The sequence below is a fragment of the Alloprevotella sp. OH1205_COT-284 genome, from assembly GCF_003859795.1.
Taxonomy (GTDB): domain Bacteria; phylum Bacteroidota; class Bacteroidia; order Bacteroidales; family Bacteroidaceae; genus Alloprevotella.
Genome location: NZ_RQYI01000002.1, coordinates 45,923 through 64,957, shown reverse-complemented (window position 1 = coordinate 64,957; position 19,035 = coordinate 45,923). Strand labels below are relative to the sequence as shown.

Below are 19,035 nucleotides of genomic sequence, written 5' to 3'. Positions count from 1 at the left end.
TAGGGTTGGGTAAGCTAATCGAAAATAGAAACATCCGGTGTGATCGAAACAGGATCTTTGGACGAGGAGTCTCCCGACAAATCTTCCGGCATTTCGCTGTCGGCGATTGATGACAATTTTGTCGGAACATTGAAATCTTCCTCTTGTTTGTATCCCAAGAGGGTGTTTCTAAATATCTTATTCATGTAATAAGCCCAAATGGGGAGAGCTGTCGATGCTCCTTGTCCCATGGCGGTGGAGTTGAAATGGATGTCCCGATCCTCTCCTCCGACCCAACAGGCCGTAACCAAACGGGGCGTATAGCCTACAAACCAACCGTCGGAGTTGTTGTTGGTCGTTCCCGTTTTTCCGCCAATGGGAGCCGTGATGTTAAATTTATAGCGAAGTCTTCGTCCGGTACCTTGATCGATCACGGCACGCATCATTTCTATCATATTATAGCTGCTCTTCTCGGAGATCACCTCGTTCATGCGAGGCGTAAATTCGGCAACAATGTTTCCTTCGTTGTCTTCAATGCGAGTGACGAGCAACGGGGCCGAACGAATACCTTTATTGACAAAAGCCGTATAGGCCGAGGCCATTTCTGCCACAGTGATGTCGCACGGTCCCAAACAAAGGGACATTGAAGGGTGGATGTCCGGATTGGTGATGCCGAAATTGAGCAAAAGAGCATTGAGCCGAGTGCCGGAAGGGTCTATTTGGCTCATCAGATTGGCCGTTGCCCAATTGCTGGATTGTGAAAGTGCCCATTTCAGGGAAACCATTTCTCCGGCTCGTGCATGATTGGTGTTTCGCGGTGTCCACGGTCTGCCTGCCACATAATAGGTTTGTTGGGCATTCAATACCGTTTCTTCGGGGGTGAAGTTGTCTTCCATGGCCATTGCAAAGACAAAGGGCTTCATCGTAGAACCGATTTGCCGACGTCCCACCATGGCCATGTCGTATTGGAAATGAGAATAATTCAATCCGCCGACGTAGGCTTTGACATGGCCGTTCATCGGGTCGATAGAAACCAAACCGGCACGTAGGAAGGATTTATAATAACGAATGGAGTCGATAGGCGACATCAAAGTGTCTACCTCGCCGTGGTGGGTATAGACCGTCATCGGCGTCGGCGTTCGGAAAGAAAGGTTGATTTCCTCCTCGCCGGCACCATCGTTTTTCATCGTGCGAAATCGCTCACTTTGCCTGATGGATCTTTGAAGAATATCGTTGATTTTTTGCGATGAAAGGTTATTGGAATAAGGGAAATTGGGCGAAGTCTTTTTTTTAAGATTGAATTGAGGTTGAAGCGTGAGTGCCACATGGCCGAACACAGCTTCTTCCGCATATTTCTGCATTCTCGAATCGATGGTGGTATGCACCTTCAAGCCGTCTGTGTAAATGTCGTAGTGAGTGCCGTCTTTCTTTTTGTTTTTCTTGCACCAACCGTATAGAGGGTCGTTTTCCCAAGCTATGGAGTCGGAGAAAAACATTTGCATTTGCCACGGTTTGTACTTCTCTTTTTGGGGTTTGTCCGCCATAAGAATTTTCCGAAGATATTCCCTCAAATAGGCTCCGGAACCTTCTTTATGATCAATTCGATGAAAGTTCAGACTTAGCGGAGTATCCTGCAACATGGAGTAACTGTCTTCTGACAGGTATCCTGCTTTGACCATTTGGCGCAAAACCACATTGCGTCGCAATCTGCATCTTTCCGGTTCTCTGATGGGGTTGAAATAAGACGGATTTTTGCACATGCCGATCAATGTGGCAGCCTCGTTGAGTGTAAGCTCATGAGGAGTTTTTCCAAAATAAACATTGGCCGCGGTTTTGATTCCCACGGCATTGTGCAGAAAATCGAAATAATTGAGATACAGCGTCATTATTTCCTCTTTCGTGAAATATCGCTCGATCTCAACTGCAATGACCCATTCAATGGGCTTTTGCAACACTCGTTGCAATGTGCTCGAAGCCGTTTTCGAATACAGTTGTTTGGCTAATTGTTGGGTGATAGTGGAGCCGCCTCCTGCGTTTTTCTGTCCGAATACTCCTCTTTTGAGAATGGCGCGTGCCAAAGCTTTTCCGTCGATGCCGGAGTGGTTGAAAAAGCGAACATCCTCTGTGGCAATGAGTGCTTCGAAAACATGGTTGGAGATACTGTCTTTCGATACGAATACTCTGTTTTCGCTTCTCGACCACGTTCCGAGTTGTTTGCCGTCGGAGGTGATGATTTGAGAAGCAAATTTGCTGATCGGAGTTTGTATGTCTTCCAAATCCGGCTTATAGCCTATCCAACCTCGTTCTATTGCAAGAAAGGCGAGAGAGGTGGAAAGTATAAGACAAATAAAAAGCCCCCACAAAAAGAAGATGAATTTTCTACGCATTAGGCAAAATCGAAAGAGAAAGAAGATTGAGTAGAAGTGATAAGTGATCATACGGTAGATTCTTCTTCCGTATGATCACTATTCTATTATAGAGTTTCAAACAGCGTAATTAAAGAAGATATTGACTGCTGATACTTTCATTGTTGAGGACTCTGCGAATGGTTTCTGCAAAAAGTTCTCCGACGCTGAGTTGCTTGACTTTTTCGCACGAACCTTTATAGGGTATGGAGTCTGTGAATACAATTTCTTCAAGAGCACTTTGTGCCACTCGTTCGTCTGCCGGCCCCGACATGATGCAGTGGGTGGCCATTGCCCTCACGGAGCGTGCCCCTTTCGATTTAATAAGGTCTGCAGCTTTGGTGATGGTTCCTGCCGTGTCCACCATATCGTCAATGAGCACGACGTCCATTCCTTCCACATCGCCGATGACTTCCATCGAAGCCACCTCATTGGCACGTTGGCGTGTCTTGTTGCAAATCACCATTGGGCAGTCTAAATATTTTGCGTATGTACTTGCGCGTTTGGAGCCGCCCACATCGGGAGTTGCGATACAGAGGTTTTGAAGGTTAAGCTTCTTAATGTAGGGCAACAGAATGGTAGAAGCAAAAAGGTGATCGACCGGCACTTCAAAGAAGCCTTGCTCTTGATCGGCGTGCAGATCCATCGTCATAATACGATCAACGCCGGCAACGCTCAACATGTTGGCCACAAGTTTGGCGCCGATAGACACGCGCGGTTTGCTCTTGCGGTCTTGACGCGCCCAGCCATAGTATGGCACAACGGCATTGACCGTACGGGCAGAAGCTCGTTTGGCCGCATCTACCATGAGGAGCAATTCCATGAGGTTGTCGGTGGAGGGGAATGTGCTTTGAACCAAGAATACATCACAACCGCGAATGGATTCCTCGTAGCAAACCTCAAACTCACCGTCGGCAAAGTAGGTAATCGTGAGATCTCCGAGAGGACAACCCAGATTTTCGCAAATTTTCTCGGCCAAGTAGCGAGTTTTCGTACCGGAGAAGATCTTGATATTACTATTCATAATCAATGAAAGGAAGTTATGGATGAAGAAAGTTTAATCTAATATAAATGTATCAAGAGCGTGATTTTTCACCCCATGAGTTTTCGGAGTTTCCGAAAATGATTGATCAAGTTTTTGTAATCACTATTCGTATGGATGTTGAAGTGATTCCAAATATCTCCCAGCACAACCACTCCTCCAAATCCGAACTCTTTGATCAAGGGAATGTTTTTCAGACCAATTCCTCCCATGGCCATGACCTTTTTGTTGATCAGTTTCTGTTTGTGCATTTGTTGTAGCATTGTTGGAGAAAACCGATCGCTATAATCATCCAAAGCAATGGAATTGAAAATAGGAGATAAAAACATATAGTCGCTGAACAGCGCACAATTTTGAAGCTCCTCTTTGCTGTGGCAAGAGCAAGAAATGTGTCCTTTGTAGTTGTTCGGAAGCTCCGGATTTCGTTGATTCAGGTGGATGCCTTTCAGTCCATATTCTTGTTTGAGGTAAAAGTGGTCGTGAACAACGATGTTCTTACGATAGGTGTCGGGGATAAGACTGAGCAGCCGTTCTGAAAAAACGGGTTCCGTGTTGGGTTTGCGGAGGTGAAGCGTGCCAAGGCCTTCGTCGAAAAGCGCCGTCAAGATTTGGTGCTCTTCGACAAAGAATTCCGGACGAGTCATTAAAATGAGTTTCATTACCGCTTTGAGGATTGTTTGTTGTCGCAAAGGTAGCGAAAATCATTGAAGTATATCTCATTCATGCGAGAAAAAAGCAGCTTTTCTCTTTTGTGAACTATTGTTGTGACAAGACGAATAGCAAAACAAAGGAGAAAGCAAAGACTTAAACCTGAACTTCTGTCCATTGTGCGCCAGATCTCCCTTTATTCAAATAAGAGTGTTGTGTTATGCGTATTGTTACTAAGCATAACACAACACTCCATAATAAGGTGGGAACGGGGCAGCGGAAGATCCGTGGAAACCGCTATGTGCGCAAAGAACAAAAGGAAAGTATTTTGTTGTTCTTGCAACAGATGTTTCAGCGTCCTCTTTGGAAAGTGATTTCGTAAAAACAAGGGTAAATCCTGCGATAGGCATCTTTTTGTCCTTCGGTGCTGGGGACGATGAGGCGCACCTTGGCTATTTCTTCATGGTCGTTGGTTTGGCGTCCGACTTTTATGAAAGGCATGGGAATGAGCCAGCCCGAAGGAACGGAAGAGCCGTGAATGCTGTTCATCAAACCGGACAGGAAAGAGGCCGTATAGGTGCCAAAGTTGTTTGTGACGTTCATGATGTCCGGCCACTGTTCATAAGCCAAGATGCGGTTGGTTTTGGAAATGCTGTCGGTGGCGATGTTGTATTCCGTAAAACGACAAATGACCATGGCGTTTTCTCCATGTTCAATCGGCTTGCCCGTACCTTTACGAAGGATTTGCATATAGACTCCCGAACCGGGGAACAGGACGTATTCGTTTTTAGACACATCGGTCGTGGAATCATTGGCATAAAACTGCTCTTCGGAGATGACTTTTATATTACCGTCCACTTTCAATAAGTCGAACGCATTGTCGGCATCTCGAACCGTGCAACCTTTAATCAGAAAGTTTTCTATTTGCCTAACCTCTTTTTCACGCAGTTCGGCATAAGTCATGTCGTTGTCGGAACATGAAGTGATGGTTGCGATAGCGGCAAGAAAGAGGGCGAAACCCACGGAGAAAGTTTTGAACATAAGATGATGTTTAAGTTTGAAGCAAAAGTACGAAAAAATCCTTTAACGGAGGGTTATGTAGATTGATTTTAATAAGAATAAGCCTTTCTTCAACAATGAACCGCATAAAATTCGATCGGAAAGAGTGTCGAAGTGAGAGTTTTTGGGTTTGCTCTTCGTGTTTTTCAAAAAAAGGTCTACCTTTGTTTCCGTTTAGTCGGCATTTTGTGTCGCGTCTTTATTTTTTCTATTCATTGTCAAACATGATACATGCCCGTCTTAGCGACAGTTTGCGCTACGAAACTCTGCATCCGCTTTTCCCGCGTTTGTTTGAGTATGTGCGTACGCACGATTTCACCCATGCCCCCGCCGAGCGCATCACTCTCGACGGCGAACGCCTTTTTATCAATGTTGCCGATGTCGAGATGAAAACTCGCGAAGATCAGAAGCTCGAAGTCCATCGGCGTTATATAGATGTGCATATCCCTCTTTCGGGAGTGGAGGAATGTGGTTGGTCGCCAATTTCGAGCTTGCAAGCCGACAGCGATTTGCCTTTTGACGAAGACAACGACTACGCGCTTTATACGGAGGCGGCTCAAAGTTATTTTGTCGCTTTTCCGGGGGATTTCTACATCATGTTCCCCGAAGATGCCCATGCACCGATCATTGGCGACGGCCGCATCCGCAAACTCATTGCCAAAGTGCTGACAGATGAGCAACGGTGAAGCCTTTATGGCAAAACTGCCGATGTTTCTCTGCCGCATACCGCATATTTTCATTTACCTCTCATTCAACATTAAATATGATCAAAACAGAAGATAAGGCCTTGCTTGAAAACAAGGGTATTTCCGAAGAAAAAGTAAATCTCCAACTGGCGGCCTTTGCTGCCGGTTTTCCCTTTTTGGAATTGGAGGCGGCCGCTTGCATCGATAATGGGGGCATCTTTGCCCCCGACGAAGAGTTGCGCCGAGGCTTTCTCGAAATTTGGGAGGCTTATGCCGCCAATCCCGAAAACAAAGTCGTGAAGTTTGTGCCTGCTTCCGGAGCGGCCAGCCGTATGTTCAAGGATTTATATTCGTTTCTCGATGCTCCTTACGACATGCCGACAACTGATTTTGAAAAAACATTTTTCGAGCACCTTCCCGATGCGCCTTTTTTGAAGGATTTGGACGAAACGCTCACATGCCTGCATGGAAAAACATCGGCACAGCTCATGACCGAAGGAAAGGGGAAAGCGATTGTCGCTGCACTGCTGGGCGGAGAAGGCATGAACTACGGAAAACTCCCCAAAGGGCTGTTGAAGTTTCATCGTTATGAAACCGAGGCTCGCACTCCTTTTGAAGAACATTTGGCCGAAGGGGCGCACTATGCAAAAGACGGTGAAGGGCGAGTTTCGGTGCATTTCACCGTTTCTCCCGAACATCGCAACCTCTTCGAGACATTGGCCGAAGCGAAAGCCGAGGCTTTCGGCAAGGAACTCGGCGCAAAATTTGACATTTCATTTTCCGAACAGAAGTCCTCGACCGATACCATTGCCGTCAATGCCGACAATACTCCTTTTCGTCAGGCCGACGGAAGTTTGTTTTTTCGTCCGGGAGGCCATGGGGCACTCATCGAAAACCTGAACGACATCGATGCCGACGTGGTGTTTATTAAAAACATCGACAACGTCGTTCCCGATCGCTTGAAAGACGACACCGTGACCTACAAGAAGTTGATTGCCGGCGTCTTGGTCAGTCTGCAAGCACGTGCCTTTGCTTATCTCGAAGAGTTGGACGGCGGCAATGTGAGCGAAGAACGTTTGCAGGAAATGCTGACTTTCTTGGAAACCGATCTCCATTGCAAAAGCATGGCGGCAAGAGCTTGGAAGGGTTTGGAACTGATGGACTACCTTTATTGCAAACTCAATCGCCCGATGCGCGTATGCGGCATGGTGCGCAATGTCGGCGAGCCCGGCGGCGGCCCTTTCCTTGCTTATAATCCCGACGGAACGGTGTCGTTGCAAATTCTTGAAAGCAATCAGATCGACATGGCCGATGCGGCAAAAAAGACCATGTTTGAACAAGGTACGCATTTTAATCCCGTCGATTTGGTCTGCGGCTTGAAAAACTTCGAGGGCGAGCGTTTTGACTTGCCCGAATATGTCGATCCTGCCACGGGCTTCATCTCCAATAAATCGAAAGACGGAAAAGAGTTGAAGGCACTCGAACTTCCGGGGTTGTGGAATGGTGCAATGAGCGATTGGAACACAATTTTCGTGGAAGTGCCGCTTTCCACTTTCAATCCCGTAAAAACCGTAAACGACCTCTTCCGCGAACAGCATCGATGAGCACAAACAGCACCCATAAAAAACGACTTTCGCCCGTCGTCACTTTTCGCATCATTGTCGGCCTGCTGCTCATCATGGCAGTCGTTTCCTCTTTCATGCCGATTTTCAAAAGTGTGTATTGGGGACTTCTTCCGCCAATGGTCGTCATGATCGTGCGATCTGTGTTGCTGCAAATTGCCGGTGGACGGATTCATCGCGAGTTGCTGTTGCACGCTCTCTTGCTTTCGATTTGGTGCATCTTTCTGTGGCGTTATTGCGATTTCTCCTCCTTGTGGCATCATGGTTTGCAACTGTTGTTGTTTCTTGCTTCGGCATGGGGTATTTTCGTCTATCGTTTCACCGGATTGTTCATGTTCGTTTCCTGCGGCATAGTCGGTGCATTTCTCTTTTGAACAAGAGCGGCCTTTGTGTCGCTCTTTTCGTTTTTAAGCATTTGCCGTCCGGCCAATTTCAAAACCGCATAAAATCTTTCCCGAAGCCCTGTGTCATGAGATTTCGAGCTTGCTTTTCAAAAGCAATTCTCCTCGTCAAACAAATTTCCGTAAGGAAGGAGCGAACGCACCTCCGGCTACACGTCAGAGGTGGTTTTTAGGGGGGATTATGTGCGCTTCTCCCATGAACTTTTCGTAAAATCGTCGAAAAACCTACACTCTTCTTTTCATGTGTTTGAATTTCAGCAATATGCGAGTGTAGGCAGGGAGATTTCCAATATACACTGAAAAAGATTAAGTCCATGATACACAGACCCAAAAGAATGTAGACAATTTTTCCGAAAACCTACACTGCCTACATGGGCGATTTCGGGCATCTGCATGCCTTCCCGGTGACATGTGTAGGATGTAACGGCGAATGTAGTTATTTTCGCGTGTTGTCTACATTCGCAACAGTCTGTTTATCCGTTGTTTAAGGGGGGAGAGTGTAGACAATGTAGACAAAAAGAAGAAAAAATCCCGGTAGAGGACTGAAAGTTGCTTCTTTCACGAAGGCTTGTCCCGATTTCTCTTCGGTGTGTCCGAATAGCCTTTAAGCTGTCGGAATGCATCTTGCGCAAGAAGCAATGCAAACGGAGTAACGAGTAGAATTTTCTATTCCTTAGTTAGATTTTTCTGCGAGCCATGTAGTTTCAAATGCCGTTTTCGCCGTTTGCTTTTCATGGAGGGCAGGCCGTGGGCAAGGTGAGAGCTACACGATTTCTTTTTGATCCGTTTTTGTGAATATGTCCGATGAACATTTTGTCAGAAGCATGATTTCCAAAAGACAAAAAGGGAAATCATTCGGAAAAAGATGATAAATATTGTTGGTCGTAAAAGTATTAAAATGTACCTTTGCCTTGTCTTTGAGAATGCACTGCGGCCTTTCCCTCCAAAGAGAAGTACGACAAGGCTTTGCCCGACAACAAGTTTTGCGGAGTCGTTTCTTGGAGGTCGTTTTGACGTCGATTTGACGACAGATTGCCTCAAACGCGGTATAGAGTACAATAGGCATTCTCATGGTTCTCATTCATCAAGCATCAAAGAATTCGGATAATCATTTCGTTCGTATGAAAAAAATAGCTTACCTCGCACTTGGATTGTTTCTTGCAGCTTGCTCCGGCAACAAGCAAAATATGCCTGCCGGCGACAATAAATTTGCCGTCATCACCATAGCCCGTTCCGAGGCCAATCTCAGCACCTCCTATCCCGCCACGATAAAGGGTGTGCAAGATGTTGAAATTCGTCCGAAAGTAGCCGGAAACATCGTCAAACAGCTTGTCGATGAGGGAGCCTACGTTGAGGCCGGACAAGTGTTGTTTGTCATCGATCCCACGCAGTATCGCGCGGCAGTGGAGCAGGCACAGGCGGCGGTCAATGTGGCCAAGGCCGGCATTGCCACGCAGCAACTGGCCGTTCAAAACAAGAAGATGCTGCGAGAGAAAGAAATTGTGTCGCAGTTTGACCTCGATGTTGCGGTCAATCAGCTCGAAGTGCTGCGCGCACAACTGGCACAGGCGCAGGCCGCTTTGGTCAATGCCAAGGACAAACTCTCGTTTTGCACGATCCGTGCCACAAGTTCCGGAGTTGTCGGCAGCATTCCCTATCGGGTGGGGGCTTTGGTGAGCAGCTCCTCTCCCGAACCGCTGACGACCGTGTCCAATTTGTCGAAGATGTATGCTTATTTCTCCATGACCGAGAAGCAGTTGCTCGAAATGACACGCAGTGCCGGCGGAACCCGTGAGGCTTTGAAAAAACTGCCTGCCGTCAATTTAGTGTTGGCCGATGGCTCTACCTACGAAGAAACCGGACGGGTGAACAGCATGTCGGGCATCATCGATGCCTCCACGGGTTCGGTACGGATGCGTGCCACGTTCGACAATCCTCACAGCATCCTCCGATCGGGAGCCACGGGAGTGGTGAAATTTCCCATTCGCGAAACTTCCGCCATTCTTGTGCCCCAAAGTGCCACTTATGAAATTCAAGACAAGAAGTTCGTTTATGTAGTCGATGGGCAAAGCATCGTACACTCCACCGAGATCAAAGTGTTGCCGCAAAACGACGGCAAAAACTATGTCGTGACCGAAGGGTTGAAAGTGGGCGACCGGATTGTGGTCGAAGGCGTGAGCAAACTCAAAAACGAGATGACCATCACTCCTATTACTCCCGAAGAAAGTGCCCGACAGCTTAAAAAGTCCGAACAGCACATGGCCGACAAAAAAATGCCCGGACAGGAATAAGAGAGTGAACGAATACCCATAAAATCTCAGAAAAACAATGAAATTAGACGGCTTTATCAACAGACCGGTGCTTTCCACGGTGATTTCAATCTTCATCGTGTTGCTCGGTTGCTTGGGTTTGGTTGCTCTTCCCATTACCCAATATCCCGACATTGCGCCTCCCACGATACAGGTACAGACCTTCTATCAAGGAGCAAATGCCCAGACGGTGCTCAATTCCGTCGTAGCTCCGCTCGAAGAGCAGATCAACGGAGTGGAGGGTATGGACTACATGTCGTCGACGGCCACAAATACGGGAGCGGCCATGATCACGGTAACTTTCAAAATGGGAACCGATCCCGATATGGCTGCCATCAACGTGCAAAACCGCGTGGCCAAAGCCACGGGCTTGTTGCCGGCCGAGGTGACTCGTGTAGGGGTCGTCACCCAAAAACGACAAGGATCGATGTTGATGGTTTTTTCGATTGTGGACACGGAAGAGCGATACACACCCGAATTTATTCAAAACTATGCACACATCAATTTAGTGCCGCAGGTGCAGCGTGTGAACGGAGTGGGAGAAGCCAAGGTCTTTGCCGGATCCTATGCCATGCGCATTTGGCTCGATCCCGAAAAAATGGCTGCCTATGGACTCGTCCCCTCGGATGTTTCCAGACTTCTTGCCGAACAAAACATTGAGGCTGCTCCCGGAACGATCGGGGAGCGAGAAGGCAACACTTTCCAATACACTCTGCGCTATCGCGGACGTTTGCAGGAGGTGAGCGAATTTGAGAACATGGTCATCAAGTCTTCCCCATCGGGCAACGTCATTCGTTTAGTCGATGTTGCGCGCATAGAGTTGGGCAGTGAAACCTATGCTTTCGACAGCCGTGTGGATGGTCACAAGGCCGTAGCCTGCATGGTTTCCCAAATTGCAGGATCCAACGCCACGCAGATCATCAAAGACATCGAAAAAGTGCTTGAAAATGCCCAAAAAGAACTTCCCGACGGTTTGGAGATCAGAGTGGCACAAAATGTCAATGACTTTCTTTTTGCCTCGATCCACGAAGTGGTCAAAACATTGATTGAAGCATTCGTTTTGGTGTTCCTCGTGGTCTTCCTCTTCTTGCAGGATATGCGCTCCACATTGATACCGACCATTGCCATACCGGTGGCATTGATCGGCACGTTCTTCGTACTCTACCTCATTGGATTTTCCATCAACCTTCTTACCCTTTCTGCTCTTGTGTTGGCCATCGCCATTGTCGTGGACGATGCCATCGTTGTGGTCGAAGGTGTTCACGCAAAGCTCGATATGGGCTATACCTCAGCCCGAAAAGCTTCGCTTGATGCCATGAGCGAATTGGGAGGTGCCATCGTTTCAATCACGCTTGTGATGATGGCGGTGTTCGTTCCCGTGTCGTTCATGGGCGGCACGAGCGGTGCATTCTATCGTCAGTTTGGTATAACCATGGCTGTTGCCATAGGCTTCTCTGCACTTAATGCTTTGACGCTTTCTCCCGCATTGTGTGCCATTTTTCTCAAACCCCATGGTGAGAAAAAAACATTGACGGAGCGCATGAAAGTGGCACAAGAGGAGGCTGTAAGCCTAATGAAACAGAAGTATTCCGTCAAGGGAAAAGGTTTATCCCTTCCGCTCGCCCCTTGGCTCACGACGACCTTGCTCGTGCTCACCGTCGTCATGATGGTGACCGGACTTTTCGCTTCCGAAAATATCATACTGGCCGCTTTGGCATGGCTCATGGCAGCGGTGGCCGTACTCGGTTTGTTTTCCGATCGCTTCATTGCGGCTTTCAACCGTATGTATGAAGATATTCTTGAACGTTACAAAAAAGGCGTGAATCGTTTCATCGTTCGCCCTTATTTGTCCATGGGTTTGGTGGTGGTTTCCATAGCTTTATTGTTGCTTTTCATGAAGATCACGCCGACGACTTTGGTGCCGACCGAGGACACCGGAACGCTTATGGGAATGGTGACACTGCCTCCCGGAACATCGCAGGATCGCACGGAAGAAGTGTTGCAGAAAGTGGAAAAAATGGTGTTGGCATCGCCCTTGGTTGAAAGTTCAACCGTGATTTCCGGATTTTCCTTTATGGGCGGTCAAGGATCGTCTTACGGCTCGCTCATCATTAAATTGAAAAATTGGAGCGAACGCAATCCCATTACCGAAAGTGCCACGATGGTCTTCGTCAATCTCTTCTTGGAATCTCAAAAATCTTTCAAAGACGCACAGGTCATCTTCTTCGCGCCTCCGATGATTATGGGCTATGGCGTGTCAAACGGATTCTCACTCAATCTTCAAGACCGCACGGGAGGAAGTTTGGAGCAGTTTCAAAAGGTGGCCGAAAACTTTATTCAAGAATTGGAAAAAAGGCCGGAAATTCAAACTGCCAAGACAAATTTCAATACCAAGTTCCCCCAATACATGATAGATATAGACCCGGCACAATGCAAGAGAGCCGGCGTTGCTCCTACCGATGTGCTCAATACATTGCAAGGCTACTATGGGGGAATGTACAGCTCCAACTTCAACCGTTTCGGTAAGATCTATCGTGTAATGGTGCAGGGAGAGCAAAAGGAGCGTGCCAACTACGAGTCGTTGTATAAAGTCAAAATTCGCAACAATAAGGGAGAAATGGCACCCATTACCCAGTTTATGAAACTGACGCCTATCATGGGCCCCGACAACATCACGCGCTTCAATCTCTTTACGTCGATCGCCATCAACGGCAACCCTGCCACCGGCTATACTTCGGGAGAAGCCATTCATGCGGTGGAAGAAGTGGCGAAAGCGAGTCTGCCGGTGGGATATTCTTATGAGTATTCGGGGCTTACACGCGAGGAACAACAATCTTCGGGAAGCACCACCGGCATGGTCTTCCTGTTGTGTTTCGTGTTTATCTATCTCCTGCTGTCGGCGCAATATGAAAGTTATCTCTTGCCGTTTGCCGTTTTGCTTTCCGTACCGTTCGGTTTGCTCGGGTCGTTTCTTTTTATCCAAGCATTCGGAAGTTTGGGTTTGATACCCGGCATGGCGGGTAAAATATTGGGAGCTGTTTTCGGTCAGGCTCAAAACAATATCTATGTGCAGATAGCCTTGATTATGCTCATCGGTCTGTTGGCGAAAAATGCCATTCTGATTGTGGAATTTGCACTTGCCCGTCGCAAAATGGGAATGAACATCACCGCTGCGGCACTGCACGGAGCTTCTGCGCGTTTGCGTCCGATTTTGATGACCTCTCTGACGATGATTATCGGACTGTTGCCGCTGATGTTTGCTTTCGGCGTGGGTGCCAACGGCAACCGCTCGCTCGGCATGACTGCCATAGGCGGCATGTTGATCGGCATGATTTGCCAAATCTTTGTCGTACCTGCGCTTTTCCGCATCTTTCAGGCTTTGCAAGAGCGTGTCAAACCGATTGATTTTAGCGACATCAACAATGCCGAAGCCCAATCCGATTTGGAGCAATACACCTAAGTTCACTTTCATTTCTCCAATATTTGGAAGCCGAAAGTTTCCGCTTTCTACTTCTGTTCTCTCAAAATGAAACGACAATGAAATCTTTTTTATATCTTTTTGTGGTAGGAATGCTTTTCTCCGGTTGTGGCCTTTTCGGGCATTATCGTCGCGATACGAGCCGCATGGAGCAAATGTCACAAAAGCTCTACCGAGATCTTGGCGATGAGAGAGAGGTGTTGCTTGCCGACACTTCTTCGTTTGGCAATATGCCGTGGCAGGAAGTGTTCACCGATGAAAAACTCCAAGCTCTTATCGGCAAAGCCTTACGGCAGAATGTCGATTTGCAACAAGCCGCATTGACGATCCGGCAAGCCGAAATCGGTCTGCGCATCAATAAGTTGTCTTATCTTCCTCAGTTCTCTTTTAATCCGAAAGGAACGATAACCAAAACTTTCATTGACGGATTTGATGCACATTCCACTTACGACTTTCCCGTGGCGGCATCTTGGCAGATCGACGCTTTCGGTAAGCTGTATAATGCCAAGAAGCAGGGTGAACTCGGAGTGTTGCAAACCAAAGCGGCACGACAGGCTGCCCATACCGCAATCATAACGGGAGTGGCAAACCTTTATTACAGTCTTCAAATGCTTGATGAGCAACTCGGTACCACTCGCTCGACGTTGGAGTTGTGGCATAAAAACATCGAGGCCATGGAGGCGATGAAAGATGCGGGCTACACCAATTCTGCTTCCATTGCGAGTGCGAAAGCCCAAGTGTTGAAATTGGGAACAACCATTCCGCAAATCGAGAATAATATTCGAGAGGTGGAAAACTCCCTTTGCCTGCTTTTGCACGAAACGCCGCACGCTATCGAACGCTCCGTCTTTACCGCAGAGGGCTTTCCTGCCCGATTTTCTCTCGGCATGCCTCTTTCTCTCTTGGCCAATCGTCCCGACCTCGCCATTGCAGAGGCCAAATTGGCCGGCACTTTCTATGGCGTTCAAACTGCCAGAGGGGCATTCTTTCCGAACATCACGATTAGCGCACAAGGAGCTTTTACCAATTCCTTGGGTGGTATGGTCATGAATCCCGGCAAGTTTTTGGCAGCAGGTGTGGCTTCACTCACGCAACCGCTTTTTGCACAAGGAAAAATCAAAGGAAATTTTGAAATGGCCAAGTTGCGCCAAGAGGCTGCGCAACTCGATTTCGAGCGTCTTCTGTTGAGAGCAGGAAAAGAAGTGAGCGATGCTCTTTCAAAATACCACACGGCTTGTCAGACCACACAACTGGTAGAGCTGCAACTTGAACAGTTGAAAAAAGCCAATGACGACACGCAGTTTCTCTTTCGCAACGGCAACACGACAACTTATCTCGAAACGCTCACCGCACAGATGAATCTTCTCAATGGTCGATTGGCTTTGATCAATCAACGTTATGCGAAGGTGCAAGCCGTCATCGCGCTTTACAAATCGCTCGGAGGCGGACGTCAATAGCTTTTGCGTTTCGACACCTCTTTGTAGGAAAGAAGTATTTTTGAGCAACGTCTGCTTTCCTCTTTTGAAATGAGCACCGGCTCTCTGTCTCATATTTTTTGTCTTTTCAAATCTCACTTTATCAATGATCAGTCCTCTCGCTCATGTCGATCCCGCAGCCCGAATCGGTGCGAATGTCGATATTCGTCCCTTTGCCTATATCGAGGGAGACGTCACCATCGGTGATAATTGTGTCATCATGCCACATGCCTGCGTTCTTAATGGAACCACTATGGGCGCCGGAAACGTGATTCACCAAAACACTGTAATTTGTGCAGAACCGCAATCGTTTCGTTATGAGAAATCGCAACGTCCGCGTGTGGTGATCGGCAACAACAATGTGATCCGGGAAAACGTAGTCATTGCCGGCAGCAACCGCACGGAAGACGCAACAAGCATAGGCGACAACAATCATTTGATGAACAAGGTGCACATCTGCCACGATGTGCATATCTCCAACCATTGTGTGTTGGGCATTTCTGTCAGTGTGGCCGGTGCTTGCGAAATTCAAGACTACGCCATTCTGTCTTCGGCGGCGATGGTGCAGCGTCGGGTTCGCGTTGGTAAAATGGCTTTGTTGCAAAGCGGTTGTCGAGTGCAAAAAGACGTTTTACCTTACGCCATTTTCGGTGGAAATCCGGCCCTTTACCATGGGGTAAACACAAAAGTGATTCTTCAAGCCCTTCCTCATGCCGACGACCGTTTACTTCGTCACTTGGTCAATACTTTTCGGCTCATCACCGCAGGAAACTTCTCTTTGGAAGATGCTGTGATTAAAATCCACGAACAGATTTCTCCCTCTCCAGAAATTACAAATATCACCGACTTTATTTCTACGACCGAGAACGGCATTATCCGCGCCGCCGAAGCAGAGTATTGACCACAAGGGCCGGCTCTGTTGTCCGCATCGTTTCCTTCCGTTTCGGGACAACCGACAAACATAAGAGCATTATGCACTTTGTGTTTGTCGGTTCGGTTTAGACAGACGTTTTAGCTTAGCCACGGGCATTTCGATGTGCTCTAAACAGACGAGCAAGCATATATATATACGTCCTTCAAACATCTTAAAAAAATGACACTTCAAGCAGCACAAACTGCCGTTGATCAATGGATCAAAGCATACGGCGTACGTTATTTTTCCGAACTCACCAACATGGCGATCCTCACCGAAGAAGTGGGAGAATTGGCACGCGTCATGGCTCGTCGTTATGGTGATCAATCTTTCAAAGCCAATGAAAGCGACAATCCGGCCGACGAAATGGCCGATGTCTTATGGGTGTTGCTTTGTTTGGCCAATCAGACCGGTGTCGATTTGACCGCCGCTTTTGAAGCCAACTTGCAGAAGAAAACGCTTCGCGACAACAAACGTCACCTCGATAACCCAAAGTTAAGATAATTTTTGGGGCTTTCTTCCCCGCATCAGTCGTTTTTTTGACGACAGCTTCGAGAGTAGGGGAGTCTGTCTTTCTTTTTCTTAAAGTATTTTTGCTCATGAATATCATCATAGTAGGTGCCTCCTCCGGCTTGGGGCTCGAAACCGCCCGGCTTTTGGTTGCGCAAGGTCATCGTGTCGGAGTGGCGGCACGCCGTCAAGAACTATTACTCGATTTTCAAGCCACCGCTCCCGAACAGATTTTTGTATCCACCATTGATGTAACTTCTCCCGATGCGCCGTCGAGGCTTATCGAACTCATCGACCGAATGGGAGGAATGGATCTCTATCTGCATAGTTCGGGCATCGGTTTCACCAATTTGGAGTTGGAAGCCGACAAAGAGCTGCTTACGGTTCAGACCAACGGCTACGGTTTCACGCAAATGATTTGTGCGGCTTTCCATTATTTTACCGAAACCAACCGCAAAGGGCACATTGCGGTCATTAGTTCGATTGCCGGCATAAAGGGACTTGGTGCATCCCCTTCGTATAGTGCCACGAAACGCTATCAGTACACCTATTTTCAATCTCTCGCCCAGTTGGCTCACATCAAAGGCTACGACATCTGTTTTACCGACATCCGTCCGGGATTTGTAAACACTGCTTTTATTGAAAAAGAAGACTATCCGTCCGTGATGTCGGTGGAACGTGTTGCTGCTGCCATTGTCAAAGCCCTCCATCGTCGCCGTAGGGTGGTTGTCATCGATTGGCGATACCGCATATTGGTCGCCATTTGGAGTTTGGTGCCCAATTGGCTTTGGGAGCGTTTGAAAATCACTCCTTGATCTTTTCCTGAGTGATCTTTTTAACGGAAACTTTCGGCAGACCGTTTTTCAAAACGTTTTTTCGCTTCTGCCCCACATGCTGCATCGGCTTTCAGTGCTTCAACTCTCGTTGCCGATTTCCCCGAAAGCCACTTTTCTTTGTCGAAAAAGAATATGTTCTCCAATAAACCCAACGTCAATCTTCTGACGGCTCTGCTCGTTGCCCACGACATTCAAGAAGTCGTGGTTTGTCCCGGTTCGCGCAATGCCCCATTGGTACACAATCTGTATGTTTCTCGGAAGTTTTGTCTTCATCCGATCACCGATGAACGCAGTGCGGCATTTGTCGGTATCGGTCTTTGGTTGAAAACACGTCGTCCCGTCGTCGTGACCGTCACCTCCGGGAGTGCGCTCCTCAACACGCTTCCCGGTGTGGCCGAGGCTTCGTTTCGTCATATTCCCCTCATCATTGTTTCGGCCGATCGGCCGGAGCAATGGATTGGCCAGCTCGACGGACAAACCCTGCCTCAGCCCGGAGCACTTGCTCCTTTTGCCCCGTCGTGGCAGTTGATAGAGCCTCATGACGTCCATGGAGTGCAACATTGCGAACGTTTGATCAACGAAGCCTTGAACTCCACAGCAAACAACGGAGGCCAACCCATACACATCAACCTGCCGATTTCGGAACCCTTGTTTCTTTTCAACGAGAAAGTGTTGCCCGCCGTGCGTAAGATCAACGTCGTCAGACCCATGGTCGAACAGCCTCTTCCCGACGCCGTCATCGAACGGATTTCCGCCTCGCGACTGCCGCTGCTCCTCATCGGACAATATGAAGAAGACTGTTCTCGAATTGTGGCTCGATTGCGAGATGAACACAAAATGCTGGTTTATGCCGAAATCCTGAGCGGTCATGGCGACATGAGCATGGCCGCTCTGCTCGACTCCGAAGTTCCGAAGCCCGATCTCGTTGTTCATGTGGGCGGTGCTATGGTCAATAAGGATTTCAAACTCCATCTTCGCAGCATGGGGCAGTGTTCTGTCATTCGCATTGCACCCGACGACGAGCTGCCGGACACCTTCCTTCACCTCGACACCAAGATCTGTGCTTCTCCCAAGGCCGCTTTGCGGCAACTGGCCGAACGTTTACCTTCCAAGGCTGCTGTCGGCGATTTTTTTTCGCATCTTCCTTCACGCTCTCTCTCTCCTGTTTTCGAGCAAATCGAAGCCCTTTTCTTGGGTAATAGCACCGCCGTGCGGTGGGCAAACCGCCATTTTTCCCACATCGACATTCCGGTTTACGGCAATCGGGGCACGAACGGCATCGAGGGATCTTTGTCTGTCGCGGCAGGATATGCGCTTCTTTCCTCCCGACTTACCCTCTGCATCTTGGGCGATCTTTCGTTTTTCTATGACGTCAATGCCCTTTGGAACGAGCATTTGGGCGGACAGCTTCGTGTGCTGCTCATCAACAATGCTCGCGGAGAGATTTTTCATCATCTCCCCGGTCTTTCGGAAAGTCCGGCTCTTCCCCATTTTGTGGCAGCGGCTCATTCTGCCACGGCTCGCGGCATAGCCGAGAGTTATCGTTGCGCCTATCTTTCGGAGAGTGTCGATTCCTTTGACTCCGAAGCCGACCGCCTCATACACCGACTGACGGAGATCGAGGCTGATCGTCCTGTCATCTTAGAAGTATTCATCACCCCCAAATAGAAAA

Annotated in this window: 14 protein-coding genes; 10 read left to right on the top strand and 4 right to left on the bottom strand. The window is 48.2% G+C overall.

All coding sequences use genetic code 11. The features are described 5' to 3' along the window. Positions 1-14: 14 nt before the first annotated feature. The 4 genes from EII14_RS01195 to EII14_RS01180 all read right to left on the bottom strand — a co-directional run bounded on the left by EII14_RS01195 (position 15) and on the right by EII14_RS01180 (position 5,115). Positions 15-2,366, bottom strand: coding sequence for a transglycosylase domain-containing protein (locus tag EII14_RS01195; RefSeq protein WP_124930746.1), 2,352 nt, complete (start codon positions 2,364-2,366; stop codon positions 15-17). Between the two features lie 109 nt (positions 2,367-2,475). Further along, on the bottom strand, positions 2,476-3,408 hold the full coding sequence (locus EII14_RS01190) for a ribose-phosphate pyrophosphokinase (protein ID WP_124930745.1): 933 nt from the start codon (positions 3,406-3,408) through the stop codon (positions 2,476-2,478). A gap of 68 nt (positions 3,409-3,476) precedes the next feature. Then, a complete protein-coding gene (locus EII14_RS01185) occupies positions 3,477-4,085 on the bottom strand; it encodes a thiamine phosphate synthase (RefSeq protein ID WP_124930744.1) in 609 nt (202 codons plus the stop codon). A 340-nt stretch (positions 4,086-4,425) separates the two neighbouring features. Further along, complete coding sequence (locus EII14_RS01180; RefSeq protein WP_124930743.1) at positions 4,426-5,115, bottom strand: DUF4827 domain-containing protein; 690 nt, start codon at positions 5,113-5,115, stop codon at positions 4,426-4,428. 242 nt (positions 5,116-5,357) lie between these two features. Here EII14_RS01180 and EII14_RS01175 point away from each other — a divergent pair, with 242 nt between their 5' ends. The 10 genes from EII14_RS01175 to menD all read left to right on the top strand — a co-directional run bounded on the left by EII14_RS01175 (position 5,358) and on the right by menD (position 19,031). Next, on the top strand, positions 5,358-5,819 hold the full coding sequence (locus EII14_RS01175; RefSeq protein WP_124930742.1) for a YhcH/YjgK/YiaL family protein: 462 nt from the start codon (positions 5,358-5,360) through the stop codon (positions 5,817-5,819). Positions 5,820-5,896: 77 nt separating this feature from the next. After that, positions 5,897-7,423 (top strand): DUF4301 family protein, encoded by a 1,527-nt coding sequence (locus EII14_RS01170; protein WP_124930741.1) that lies wholly within the window; start codon positions 5,897-5,899, stop codon positions 7,421-7,423. Then, positions 7,420-7,815, top strand: a complete 396-nt coding sequence (locus tag EII14_RS01165) for a hypothetical protein (protein ID WP_124930740.1) — start codon at positions 7,420-7,422, stop codon at positions 7,813-7,815. Before EII14_RS01170 ends, EII14_RS01165 begins: the two co-directional genes overlap by 4 nt. A 1,148-nt stretch (positions 7,816-8,963) precedes the next feature. After that, entirely contained in the window at positions 8,964-10,133 is a 1,170-nt protein-coding gene (locus EII14_RS01160) for an efflux RND transporter periplasmic adaptor subunit (RefSeq protein ID WP_124930739.1), read from the top strand. Between the two features lie 37 nt (positions 10,134-10,170). Continuing rightward, complete coding sequence (locus EII14_RS01155) at positions 10,171-13,611, top strand: efflux RND transporter permease subunit (protein WP_124930738.1); 3,441 nt, start codon at positions 10,171-10,173, stop codon at positions 13,609-13,611. 77 nt (positions 13,612-13,688) lie between these two features. Next, complete coding sequence (locus EII14_RS01150; protein WP_124930737.1) at positions 13,689-15,086, top strand: TolC family protein; 1,398 nt, start codon at positions 13,689-13,691, stop codon at positions 15,084-15,086. A 124-nt stretch (positions 15,087-15,210) separates the two neighbouring features. Then, positions 15,211-16,005 carry an acyl-ACP--UDP-N-acetylglucosamine O-acyltransferase gene (gene lpxA, locus EII14_RS01145; protein ID WP_124930736.1) on the top strand — a complete coding sequence of 265 codons (795 nt, stop codon included), beginning with the start codon at positions 15,211-15,213 and terminating at the stop codon, positions 16,003-16,005. Positions 16,006-16,197: 192 nt separating this feature from the next. After that, positions 16,198-16,521 carry a nucleotide pyrophosphohydrolase gene (locus tag EII14_RS01140; protein WP_124930735.1) on the top strand — a complete coding sequence of 108 codons (324 nt, stop codon included), beginning with the start codon at positions 16,198-16,200 and terminating at the stop codon, positions 16,519-16,521. A 95-nt stretch (positions 16,522-16,616) separates the two neighbouring features. Then, a complete protein-coding gene (locus EII14_RS01135) occupies positions 16,617-17,342 on the top strand; it encodes an SDR family oxidoreductase (protein ID WP_124930734.1) in 726 nt (241 codons plus the stop codon). Positions 17,343-17,495: 153 nt separating this feature from the next. Next, positions 17,496-19,031, top strand: a complete 1,536-nt coding sequence (menD, locus tag EII14_RS01130; protein WP_124930733.1) for a 2-succinyl-5-enolpyruvyl-6-hydroxy-3-cyclohexene-1-carboxylic-acid synthase — start codon at positions 17,496-17,498, stop codon at positions 19,029-19,031. The last annotated feature ends 4 nt before the right edge of the window (positions 19,032-19,035 follow it).